Origin of the sequence: Alistipes sp. CAG:29, from assembly GCF_000435435.1 — a bacterium.
GTDB classification, from domain to species: Bacteria; Bacteroidota; Bacteroidia; order Bacteroidales; family Rikenellaceae; genus Alistipes; species Alistipes onderdonkii.
Genome location: NZ_FR893426.1, coordinates 11,274 through 22,769, shown reverse-complemented (window position 1 = coordinate 22,769; position 11,496 = coordinate 11,274). Strand labels below are relative to the sequence as shown.

At 62.6% G+C, this 11,496-nt stretch carries 13 protein-coding genes; 10 read left to right on the top strand and 3 right to left on the bottom strand.

Features of this window, described 5'->3' with window-relative positions; translation table 11 throughout:
- The 10 genes from secF to QVP03_RS03780 form a co-directional block, all read left to right on the top strand.
- Positions 1-1,387 (top strand): protein translocase subunit SecF (gene secF / locus QVP03_RS03825; protein ID WP_288210625.1); only part of this gene is annotated, 1,387 nt, incomplete at its 5' end.
- Positions 1,388-1,461: 74 nt separating this feature from the next.
- Positions 1,462-1,878, top strand: coding sequence for a hypothetical protein (locus tag QVP03_RS03820; RefSeq protein WP_022332275.1), 417 nt, complete (start codon positions 1,462-1,464; stop codon positions 1,876-1,878).
- Positions 1,878-2,462 carry a dephospho-CoA kinase gene (coaE, locus tag QVP03_RS03815; RefSeq protein ID WP_055203152.1) on the top strand — a complete coding sequence of 195 codons (585 nt, stop codon included), beginning with the start codon at positions 1,878-1,880 and terminating at the stop codon, positions 2,460-2,462. The genes QVP03_RS03820 and coaE overlap by 1 nt, the downstream gene beginning before the upstream one ends.
- A 31-nt stretch (positions 2,463-2,493) precedes the next feature.
- Positions 2,494-3,309, top strand: a complete 816-nt coding sequence (folP, locus tag QVP03_RS03810; protein WP_276791720.1) for a dihydropteroate synthase — start codon at positions 2,494-2,496, stop codon at positions 3,307-3,309.
- On the top strand, positions 3,291-4,376 hold the full coding sequence (locus tag QVP03_RS03805) for a hypothetical protein (protein WP_022332272.1): 1,086 nt from the start codon (positions 3,291-3,293) through the stop codon (positions 4,374-4,376). Before folP ends, QVP03_RS03805 begins: the two co-directional genes overlap by 19 nt.
- Positions 4,369-5,019 carry an ABC transporter ATP-binding protein gene (locus QVP03_RS03800; RefSeq protein ID WP_022332271.1) on the top strand — a complete coding sequence of 217 codons (651 nt, stop codon included), beginning with the start codon at positions 4,369-4,371 and terminating at the stop codon, positions 5,017-5,019. The genes QVP03_RS03805 and QVP03_RS03800 overlap by 8 nt, the downstream gene beginning before the upstream one ends.
- A 165-nt stretch (positions 5,020-5,184) precedes the next feature.
- A complete protein-coding gene (locus QVP03_RS03795) occupies positions 5,185-5,955 on the top strand; it encodes a TIGR02757 family protein (protein ID WP_022332270.1) in 771 nt (256 codons plus the stop codon).
- A 5-nt stretch (positions 5,956-5,960) separates the two neighbouring features.
- Positions 5,961-6,782 (top strand): tRNA1(Val) (adenine(37)-N6)-methyltransferase, encoded by an 822-nt coding sequence (locus tag QVP03_RS03790; RefSeq protein WP_022332269.1) that lies wholly within the window; start codon positions 5,961-5,963, stop codon positions 6,780-6,782.
- 52 nt (positions 6,783-6,834) lie between these two features.
- Positions 6,835-7,728: a DUF4831 family protein gene (locus QVP03_RS03785; protein ID WP_022332268.1), complete on the top strand. Its 894-nt coding sequence runs from the start codon at positions 6,835-6,837 to the stop codon at positions 7,726-7,728.
- 9 nt (positions 7,729-7,737) lie between these two features.
- On the top strand, positions 7,738-8,682 hold the full coding sequence (locus tag QVP03_RS03780; protein ID WP_022332267.1) for a DNA alkylation repair protein: 945 nt from the start codon (positions 7,738-7,740) through the stop codon (positions 8,680-8,682).
- Positions 8,683-8,719: 37 nt separating this feature from the next.
- Here the strand turns inward: QVP03_RS03780 and QVP03_RS03775 are convergent, their stop codons facing one another.
- From QVP03_RS03775 to radA, 3 genes are read right to left on the bottom strand one after another with little or no spacing between them, the layout of a single operon-like run.
- The gene (locus QVP03_RS03775; protein WP_018697320.1) at positions 8,720-9,052 is read right to left on the bottom strand and encodes a thioredoxin family protein; all 333 of its coding nucleotides are present in this window, start codon (positions 9,050-9,052) and stop codon (positions 8,720-8,722) included.
- Positions 9,053-9,065: 13 nt separating this feature from the next.
- On the bottom strand, positions 9,066-10,037 hold the full coding sequence (locus tag QVP03_RS03770; protein WP_022332266.1) for an NAD-dependent epimerase/dehydratase family protein: 972 nt from the start codon (positions 10,035-10,037) through the stop codon (positions 9,066-9,068).
- 34 nt (positions 10,038-10,071) lie between these two features.
- A complete protein-coding gene (gene radA, locus QVP03_RS03765) occupies positions 10,072-11,439 on the bottom strand; it encodes a DNA repair protein RadA (protein ID WP_018697318.1) in 1,368 nt (455 codons plus the stop codon).
- Positions 11,440-11,496: the final 57 nt, after the last annotated feature.

The following is an 11,496-nucleotide window of genomic DNA, read 5'->3' as shown; positions in this document are numbered from 1 at the left end:
GCTGATGGGCGTCTTGGTGTCGTTCGGCGCCGTGTTGACGCTGCCGGGTATCGCGGGTATCGTCCTGACGATGGGTATGGCCGTCGATGCCAACGTCATCATCTACGAACGTATCAAGGAGGAGCTGCGCGGCGGCAAGGGGCTCTCGCTGGCCATCAAGGACGGTTTCTCGAAAGCCTACTCGGCCATCATCGACGGTAACCTGACGACCATCATCACCGGTATCGTGCTCTTCATCTTCGGTAACGGCCCCGTACAGGGCTTCGCCACGACCCTTATCATCGGTATCATCACTTCGTTCTTCAGCGCCGTGTTCATTACGCGCCTGCTGATCGAGTGGATCGTCGCCAGGTGGGGACATATCTCCTTCTCGCGCAAGTGGTCGGAGAACTTCCTGAACAACACGCATTTCGATTTCATCCGCGTGCGCAAGGTGGGTTATACGATCGCCGTGGTGCTGATCGCCCTTTCGTGCATCTCGTTCGTGGCCCGCGGCCTGAACCTCGGTGCCGAGTTCACCGGCGGCCGTGCCTATGTGATCCGCTTCGACAAGGCCGTTTCGGCCGAGGAGGTGCGCCAGAACCTTGGCGAGGCGTTCTCGCAGCACGCCGGTGCCGACGCTTCGGCGATCAGCTTCGAGGTGAAGCAGTACGGCAACGAGAACCAGATGCGCATCGTGACGCAGTACCGCTACGACGACACGTCGGACGAGGCTACCGCCGAAGTGGAGCAGATCATCTTCGATGCCCTGAAGCCGCTCTATTCGTACGACATCTCCTTCGAGCAGTTCCGTAATACCCAGACCGACGTCAACGGTATCCTCACTGCCGACAAGATCGGCCCTTCGATCGCCAAGGACATGACCTGGAACGCCATCTACTCGGTGTTGTTCTCGCTCATCGCCATCGGCCTCTACATCACGTTCCGCTTCAAGCGCTGGCAGTGGGCATCGGGCGCCACGCTCGCACTGGCCGTCAACGCGCTGTTCATCATCGGCCTCTTCTCGATGCTCTACGGTTTCGTGCCCTTCAACCTGGAGGTCAACCAGGCGTTCATCGCCGCGATCCTTACGATCATCGGCTATGCCATCAACGATACGGTGGTCGTCTTCGACCGTATCCGCGAGTACCTGGGCCTCTATCCCAAGCGCAATCTCAAGGATAACGTGAACAACGCCATCAACTCGACGCTGTCGCGTACGATCAACACCTCGGGTACGACGCTCGTGACGCTGCTCGCCATCTTCTTCTTCGGCGGCGAGACCATCCGCGGCTTCATCTTCGCCCTGACGGTCGGCGTCATCGTGGGTACTGTGGCTACGATTTTCATCGCTACGCCGGTCGCTTACGACCTGATGGCCAAGCGTGCCAAGATCGACAAGGAGTAATACACCTATTTCTTATACGTAAATAAAATGGATTGCACGGTTGGTGCAGTCCATTTTATTTTTAACTTTGCGTCATGGAACTCCAACGTGCAATAGATAGTTTGCTGAAGTGGATGCACCGCTATGTCTCGCCGGTCTTTTTGGCGCTGCTCATGGCGTCGTTCATCCTGTGGTATATCGCCAAACTGAGTTATATCTACACCACCGAACAGAAGGTGCGTGTGGATGTCGACGGGCAGGTTTTCGATGTGACGTGTACCGTCGAGGGGGTCGGTACCAACCTGTTCGGTTACCAGGTCTACATGAACAAGACGCTGCGCATCCCGCTCTCGGCGCTCAAGTACAAGCGCTCGCGCGAGGAGGGGCACGAGGGGCGGATCATCATCGATCCGCAGTCGTTGCAGAATGCGATTTCCGTGAAATTCAGCGATATTAAGATAACCTCTATCGACGCGGTTCCCGAGATAGATTTTCCCGACGGACAGGAATGATGAAAGTAGGAGTTACGGGCGGCATCGGCAGCGGCAAGAGCACTGTCTGCCGCCTTTTTGCACAGAAGGGCATTGCGGTTTACGATTCGGACGCTGCGGCCAAAAGGCTGATGCAGGAGGATGGGGCGCTGCGGCGGCAGCTTGCCGGTCGCTTCGGCGAGGGGACTTTCCGCGACGGGCAGCTCGACCGGGCTTACCTCGCGGGCATCGTCTTTGCCGACCCGCAGGCGCTGGCTGACCTCAATGCATTGGTGCATCCGGTCGTTATGCGTGATTTCGATGCCTGGGCGGCGCGGCAGGAGGGTAGCTACGTGATCCTCGAAAGCGCCATCCTGTTCGAAGCCGGGCTCGAGGGCAGTGTCGACAAGACGGTCGCCGTCCTCGCGCCGCGCGAACTGCGCATCGAGCGCACCTGCCGCCGCGACGGGTGCGGGGCCGACCAGGTCGTGCGCCGCATCGCCGCTCAGCTCGACGATGATGCGCTGAGCGCCCGCGCAGACTATGTGGTGGTCAATATCTTCGAGGAAGACCTCGAACCCGCAGTTGTTAAACTCGACCGGATTTTCAGCCATGGCAGCAAATAACCCCTTGTTCGATTTCTCACAGCCCCGGGTGATGGCGATCCTGAACGTCACCCCCGACTCGTTTTTCGCCGGCAGCCGTATGCCCGATGCGCCGCATGTCGAGCGCCGCGTGCGCGAGGCCGTAGCCGAAGGGGCGTCGATCATCGACGTCGGCGGCTACTCGTCGCGTCCCGGGGCGGACGAAGTATCCCCCGGGGAGGAGTGGCGGCGCGTGGAGCTGGGCGTGGAGGCCGTGCGGCGGCTGGCTCCCGGCATGGCCGTTTCGGTCGATACGTTCCGCAGCGAGGTCGCTGCCCGGGCGATCGAAAGGTTCGGCCCCCTGATCATCAACGACATTTCTGCCGGGGAACTCGACCCCGCCATGCCTGCCGTCGCGGCGAAATACGGGGTGCCCTACATCGCCATGCACATGAAGGGCGACCCTAAGACCATGCAGTCGCTCACGGACTACAAACGCGACATCACGGCCGAGGTCGTCGCCTATTTCGAGGCCAGGGTTGCCGCGTTGCTCGCCGCCGGGATCGCACGCGAGCATCTCGTCCTCGACCCCGGTTTCGGCTTCGCCAAGACCACGGAACAGAATTATGAACTGCTCGCCGGGCTTCACCGCCTCTGTGCGCTGGGCTATCCCGTACTGGCGGGGCTCTCGCGCAAGTCGATGATCTACCGTGTGCTCGGCGTCACCCCTGCCCAGTCCCTTGCGGGTACCGTAGCCCTGGGGTGGGAGTGCCTGCGCCAGGGCGCCGCGATCCTGCGCGTCCACGACGTGCGGGAAGCCGTCGATACGGTGAGGATCTTCAACGCATACGTACAAAACAGCGGAGAGATATGCCAAATGAAAAAATAACGGGGAATCCGGCGGAGAAGCCTGCGGAAAAGGTGTCGGAAAACGGGGTGGAAAAACCTGCCGGGCGTCGTGACGGACGACGGGGAAGGCCGCAGGGCGGACAGCAAAACCGATCGCAGCAGGGCGCACAGCGGGACAAGCAGCATGATAGCCCGCAGAACAAGCCGCAGGCCGAAACGCAAAGCGGGCCGGGCAGGCAGTCCGAGGTGCGGGAGTGTCCGGGCGGCGAGCACCGCGGCGCAAGGCAATCCGCGTCCCGGGGCGGACGATCCGGTGAACGCCAAAACCTCCGCACGGCAGACAGCCGTAGCGGGAATTACGGCCGCTCCGGGAGTTCCCGTCCGGCGGACGGGACGGCGGTCGGGAAGCCCGCTTTCAACTGGACATGGCGCGACTATGCGCTGCAACTCTCGGTGGTCATCATCGGCATCGTCGTTACGTTCGCCGGCTCGGGTCTGATCGAACGCTGGCGCGTGGCGCGCGAGGTGCGTGCGACAATGCTGCTGGTACATGCCGAACTGGAAACCAACCGCGCGGATTTCATGCAGGTCTGGGACTATCAGCAATGGGAGATGCGTGCCTGCAAGCGCTTGACGGACAACCGCCGCGACCTGAAACGGATACCGTCCGATACGCTGGCCTCTTTCGATCCGGTTTACGGGCGGATCCATTTCTTCCATCCGCGCAGGGATGCTTTCGAGGTGCTGAAGAATTCCGGCCTGATGTCCTCGGTGTCCGACAAGGACTTCCTGCTGGCCGTCACGCAGGGATACGCCGTGCTGGCCGATTTGGAGGAGAATATCTCGATGTACTACCAGTTAAAACTCACTGCCCAGAACGACATGTCCAAGGACTTCAGCGAGAAACAGCGGGAGCGTTTCTATACCGGGGACATGTACGAGCGGTGGGAGTGTATTTTCTCCGTGCCGTGTTTTGCCGAATTCATGCTGACAGCGCCCTATTATTTCCCGGAGGGATATATCGAAGGATTGTTGGCGGACGTCGATCGGTCGATACGGGCGATCGAAGCGAAATACAAACTGGATAAAAAAACGACCGATGATTAAAGTTACCGATATACACAAGCGCTTCGGCGACCTCGAAGTGCTGAAAGGCGTTTCTCTCGACGTCGCCCGGGGCGAGGTCGTTTCGATCGTCGGTGCCAGCGGCGCCGGCAAGACCACGCTGTTGCAGATCGTGGGTACGCTTTCGCGGCCCGACGGCGGACGGGTCGAAATCGACGGGCAGGATGTTTTTTCGCTGGGCGATAAGACGTTGTCCCGATTCCGCAACGGACGCATCGGTTTCGTGTTCCAGTTCCACCACCTGCTGCCCGAGTTCACGGCCTTCGAGAACGTCTGCATCCCGGGACTGATCGGCAAGCACCCCCGTGCGGAGGTCGAAGGCCGCGCCGCGGAGCTGCTGGAAATGATGGGTCTCGCCGGGCGCCGCGACCATAAGCCCGGCCAGCTTTCCGGCGGCGAGCAGCAGCGCGTGGCCATCGCCCGGGCCCTGATCAATTCCCCCGCCGTGCTGCTGGCCGACGAACCCTCGGGCAACCTCGATACGCACAACCGCGACGAGATACACCGTCTTTTTTTCGAGCTGCGCGACCGGCTGGGGCAGACCATCGTGATCGTGACCCACGACGAACACCTCGCCGCCATGGCCGACCGCCGCATCACGATGTCCGACGGCCGGATTCTGTAAGGCTGCGCCCGGTGGGCGGTTCGCGGCGCCGTACGGGTTCCCCGGGTGCCCTGCCGTCTGACATCGCTTCCGGTATCCGGCGGCTTTCCCGGCGTGGCGGGGCTGCTTCGGGCTGTTTTCGTAGCCGTTCGGGGTTGCGGATCATTGCATAAATACAGTTGTATTATGGATACAGAACTCAGGGAGCTGCTCGAACGGCTCCACGACAAATACAACCGTCCCGAGTTTATCGAGTGCGACCCGATTTCGGTGCCGCACCGCTATGCGGGGCGTGCCGACCGGGAGATCGCGGGATTTTTCGCCGCCACGATCGCCTGGGGCAACCGCAAGGCGATCGTGGCGAACGGCCACCGGATGATGCGCTGCATGGACGACGCTCCGGCGGATTTCGTGCGTAACGCCTCGGAGAAGGAGCTGGCATCGCTTTCGTCCTATGCCCACCGCACGTTCAACGGCGGCGACCTGCGTGACTTCGTGCTGGCACTGCGCCGTATGGAGGAGCTTCACGGCGGCATCGGGAATTTCTTCGAGACCCGTTACGAGGCGACGCGGAGCATCCCGGCGGTCTTTGCCGAATTCCGGCGCGAGTTTTTCAGCTGCGGCCATGCCCCGCGTTGCGAAAAACATCTTTCGTCCATCGAGAAGGGCGCCGCCTGCAAACGGCTCTGCATGTACCTGCGCTGGATGGTGCGCAGCGACGGGCGGGGTGTGGATTTCGGCGAGTGGACGCGCATCCCGATGTCGGCGCTCTATATCCCGCTCGACGTCCATACAGGCAATATGTCCCGTGCGCTGGGGCTGCTCACACGCCGCCAGAACGACTGGCGTGCCGTCGAGCAGACCACCGCTTCGCTCCGCATGTTCGATCCCGCCGACCCTGTGCGTTACGATTTCTCGCTCTTCGGAGCGGGTATCGACGGTTACCTCAAAGCATAGAGACGATGTTCCGCTTCAAACAATTCGCCATACGCCAGGATCGCTGCCCGATGAAGGTCGGGACGGACGGCGTGCTGCTGGGCGCCTGGGTCTCGGTGCGTCCGTCGGACAGGCGCATCCTCGATATCGGTACCGGTACGGGGCTTATCGCACTGATGATGGCACAACGTGTCCCCGGGGCCCGGATCACGGGTGTCGACGTGGAAGACATTTCGCAGGCGCGCGAGAATGCCGATGCCTCGCCGTGGGGCGGCAGGGTAGCGTTCGTGCAATGCCCCGTCCAGGAGTTCGCGCCTCAGGAGCGGTTCGATCTGGTCGTCTCCAACCCGCCGTTCTTTGTCGGTTCGCTCACCTGTCCCGACGCGGGGCGTACTACGGCCCGCCATGCCGTGCGGCTGCCGTTCGGCGACCTGCGCGACGCCGTCGTGCGTCTGCTTTCCGACGACGGGCACTTCGCCGTGGTCTTGCCTGCGGACGAGGCCGTCCGTTTCATCGGCATCTGCCGGAACGTGTTGCTCCCGGTGCGCCGTACCGACGTGCGCACGACGCCCCGCCGCGCGGCCAAACGGGTACTGCTCGAATTCGTCCGTACGCCTTCCGGCGACGTTTTTCCGCCCGCCGCCGCTTCGCCTCCCTCTGGTTTTTCCGCCGCGGGTTCCGGCCTTCGTTCCGATGACCCGGCGGCCCTGTCGGATGCCGTCCCCCTCTTTTCTGTGCCTTCCGCCCCGGCCCCCGATCGCACCGAGCTGGTTATCGGCACGGGTGTGCACGAGCAGTATACCCCCGAATACCGCGCCCTGACGCGCGATTTTTACCTGAAATTTTGATAGCACGGCAAAATAAGTTACATTTGCGTTAGCGATTAAAAAATTCGAACCCATGAAACTCAGACTTCTGGCGCTCGCCCTCCTCGTATGCGGCGGCGCCGCGGCGCAAAACCCATACATAGCCCTGCAAGGGGCCGACGAGACATCGGGCGGCATCGTCGTGTCGCAGCCCCGCACGGTACTGGCTGTCGACGTCACGGCCGAGCGCGACGTGACCCTCAGCGGCCCCTATGCGCGCTATGCGCAGAAATTCCTCGGCGTCCGCGCCCCGCTGACCGACAAGATATCCTGGGCTGTTACCGGGGCTTCGGTCGCCCTGCTCGACCCCAAGGCGTGCCTCGACGCGCCCGCCCCGGCCCAGCCTTCGCGCACGGTGATGTCCCATGCCACGTCCGAGGACGAATTTTCGCGCCTCCAGGCCGACAAGAACGACATGGCGGTGTTGGCGTTGGAGGACGCCGCCCGCGAAGCCGCCAACACGATCTTTTCGCTTCGCAGGCACCGTATCGAGCTCATCACGGGCGAAGCCGGCGAAAATGTCTTCGGCGAAGGGCTGAAAGCCGCCCTGGCCGAGATCGAACGCCTCGAACAGAGCTATCTGGAGCTCTTCCTGGGCAAGCGTGTCGTCACCACCGAGACCCGCCGCTATGTGGTCTATCCGCAATCCGACAAGAAGCAGTATATCGTCTGCCGTTTCAGTGCCGCCGCCGGGCTGCTCCCCGAGAGCGACCTTTCGGGCGACATGGTGCTGCTGCAGATCGAACCCTCGGGCAATACGGCTACCGCCGTCGAGGCTTCGGCCAAGGAGTCCAATACCGTGGCCTGCCGTGTGGCCGACCCATCGGTCTGCACGGTCATCGCAGGCGGCCGCGAGTATGCCCGCGCGGTGCTTCCCCTGTTCGAGTTCGGCCGCACGATCAACGTCGCGCTTCCCCGTCGCAAATAGCTTTTACCGATGGATTATACGTCGCGTATGTTGGCGCTGCTCAGGGAGTTGCGCCGCGAGCGTAACGGTGCCGTAGCCGATTCGATGCGCTATTACGGCACGCCTTACGGACTGAATTACGGGGTGAGCCTGCCCACATTGCGCCGGATAGCGCGTGCGGAGGCGCCCGACCACGGTTTCGCCCGTTACCTCTACCGGCAGGATGTCCGCGAACTGCGCCTTGCGGCGCTGCATATTGCATGTCCGGCGTGCCTTACGCCGGAGGAGTTCCCCGCATGGGCCGCAGGCATCGTCAATTCCGAAATCGCCGAGGAAGCCGCTTTTGCCCTGCTGAGCCGAGCCGAGGCGTTCCCCGCGCTGTTCTCGGCGTGGATCGCCTCGCCCGATGCGTTGTTGCAGTATGCCGCCCTGCTCGCCGCCGCGCGCAGTCCCCGCCTTACGGCCTCATGGGTTGCACCGGCCGTCGAAGCCGTGCACCGCAATGCAACGGCCGAGGCGACGGTCGAAACGCCGGCCGAAGCGACGACCGAGGCGACCGCCGCCGCAATTTCCGCCGCTGCGGATACCTCTGTTGCACCGAGTGCCTTTGTCTCTGATGCTTCTGTTACGGAGGCCTCTTCTCCGGAAGTTACCACGCCTGCTTTCGGCGATTCTTCCGTTGGCGACACCCCTTCCGCTGCAATTGCCTCAGCCGCCCCAGGCGCTTCTCCGGCCGCAGACCCGCATGTCGCCTCCCCGTGTGCTGCCGGGCAGCAGGTTTCCTCCCGGCCTCTGGCGCAGCATCCCGTCCCCGCCGCCCGCCTTACGGCTCAGGGTGCGGTGGCGCTGCTCGCGGCCGTCGCGGCGCAAAACGAGGAGAACCGGCAGGCGGTACTCCGCGCAGCCGGTTCTCTGGGTAAGCTCCCTGCCGAAGACTACGTCCACGAGGAGCTCGCCTGGCGTCTGGAGGCATAGGCCTCCCTTTCATGCATTGTTTGTTTCGCGCGGGAGTTCATCGCTGTGCCACTTGTTCGCGCTTTTCCAGCTCCCGCAGCACGTTTACCAGATGGTCGTAACCCACGCGGCCGCTCTCGCGCCACAGCACTTCGCCGCGGCGGAAGAACATGAGCGTCGGCACCGACATGATGTTGTAGCGGTGCACTGCGTCCAGCATTCCGCGGTCGTCGATATCCACCTTGTATACATCCACGCGGCCGTTCATCTCCCGCTGGAACTTGTCGATGGCGGGGTGCATCATCTGGCATGGCCCGCACCATGTGGCGAAAAAGTCCACGAACGTCAGCGCGTCCCGCCAGATGATCTTATCAAAATCCGTAGTTGTCATTCTATCTTCTTTTTCAGTTCATCTCTGCCCATGTGACCCCGGCGTAGGCCTTGTCCGCCAACTCCTTTTCCGCATAGCTGATCGTGCGGCGCAGCCCTTCCGCGAGCGGTGTACGGGGCACCCAGCCCAGCTCCCTGCGTGCTGCCGAGATGTCGGGCGTGCGCCGCCTTGCGTCGTCGGCCCGTGCCGCCGTGTGCACGATCCGCGAGCGGCTTCCCGTCAGGGCCACGATCTTCTCCGCCAGCGCCCGGATGGCGATTTCATGGTTGCTGCCCAGGTTCACCGTGCGCACCGCCCCGGCCGACGGCGGTGCTTCCATCAGCCTGACGAGCCCCTCCACGAGGTCTTCGACCCAGCAGAACGTGCGTAGCTGCTCCCCGCTGCCGTTGACGACGATGTCGCGGTTCTGCAAGGCCGCCACGACCATCTTTATCACCACGCGCTGATCCATCGGGTCGGCGCCGCTGCCGTAGGTGTTGAATATGCGGGCAATGCGCGTGTCGACGTCGTATTCGCTGTGGTATGCCCTGTGCAGTGCCTCGGCGGCGCGCTTGCCTTCGCAGAGGATGTAGTGCGTCGAGCAGCAGTTGCCCGGTTCGCTCGCCGGGTCGCGCTGCCCGATGCCGTAGATGTTTCCCGCCGAGGCGAAGACCACCCGCGCATGTTCGGTGCGTGCTGTGTCGAGCGCGTTTATGGCGCCCAGCACGCTCACGCGGAGCGTCTCCACCGGGAGCGCCTTGTTGTAGCGCACGCGCGACGGCGACGCGAGGTTGTATATCTCGTCGCAGCGGATACTGAACCCGTTGATGATATTGTGGTGTACATACCGGAACAGGGGGTGCTGCAATACGCCCCGCAGCAGGGGCGAGTTGACCGCATCGCGGATATCGACGCAGAAAACCTCGTGCCCTTCCTCCAGAAGGCGCAGGCAGAGGTGCGTGCCGATAAAACCCACCCCGCCGAGAACGACTATTCGTTTTTGCATCTCTTACTCCTTTTTACGGGTGTAAGAGCAAAATCTATTCCACAAAAAGCGCCCGTGGCAGTTGGTCTACGCTGTTTATCGTCACGACCTCGATCCCCTTGGGGCGTTTGGCGCCCTTGCCCAGATACCCCGATACGACGATGCGTTTGAATCCCAGGCGCGCGGCCTCGCTGATGCGCTGCTCGGTGCGGGGCGCCGGGCGCACTTCGCCCGAAAGCCCGATTTCGCCCGCGCAGCAGACCCCCTCGGCGACGGGGCGGTCGTAGTACGACGAGATCACCGCCGCGACCACTGCCAGGTCTAATCCCGGGTCGGCGACCTTGAACCCGCCGGCGAAATTCAGGAAGACGTCCTTCTGGAACATCTTCATTCCCACGCGTTTTTCCAGCACGGCCAGCAGCATGTTCATGCGCTTGGTGTCGTAGCCCGTCGTCGAACGCTGGGGCGTACCGTATGCCGCGCCGCTCACCAGTGCCTGCACCTCGATCAGGTAGGGGCGCACGCCGTCGGCCGAAGCGCCCACGGCGATGCCGCTCAGCGGCTCCTCGTAGTGCGTCAGCAGGATCTCGGACGGGTTGTCCACGCTCCGCAGGCCGCTGTCCAGCATCTCGAACACCCCGATTTCGAACGTCGCGCCGAAACGGTTCTTTATGCCGCGCAGGATGCGGTAGATATTGTTGCTGTCGCCTTCGAATTGCAGGACGACGTCGACGATGTGTTCCAGGATCTTGGGCCCGGCGATGCTTCCGTCCTTGGTGATGTGGCCGATGATGAAGATCGACGTCCCGGTCGACTTGGCATACTTGAGCAGCGTCGCGGCGCATTCGCGTATCTGCGACACGCTTCCCGCCGACGAGTCCAGCAGGTCGGTATAGATGGTCTGTATCGAGTCGATCACCACCAGGTCGGGCCTGTGTTCGCCGATCTGCCTGACGATATTTTCGAGCAGCGTCTCGGGATAGATCAGGCATTCGTCGTTGCCGATTCCGATCCTCCCCGCGCGCATCTTGATCTGCTCGGCCGACTCCTCGCCCGAGACATAGAGCGTTTTCAGCCCGTTCGCCGCCAGTGCGATCTGCAGCGAGAGGGTCGACTTGCCGATGCCCGGCTCCCCGCCCACGAGGATCAGCGACCCCGGCACCATCCCGCCGCCCAGCACACGGTTCACCTCGCCGTTGCCCACGTCTATGCGGCGGTGTTCGCTTTCGCGGATGTCGCCTACGCGCTGGGGTTTCGCCGCGGGCAGCGGCCCTGCGGCATTGGCCGCCACGGAACCGCTTTCACGGGCTATGATCTCCTCCGTAAAGGTGTTCCACTCGCCGCACGAGGGGCAGCGCCCCAGCCATTTGGGGGCTTCGAACCCGCAATTCTTGCAGAAAAAGGCCTTTTTGACTTTTGCCATCGGTGTATTGTCGGTTTGTAAAGGATCTTCGTAGCCCTTAGAAGGGGTGCGTCGTGT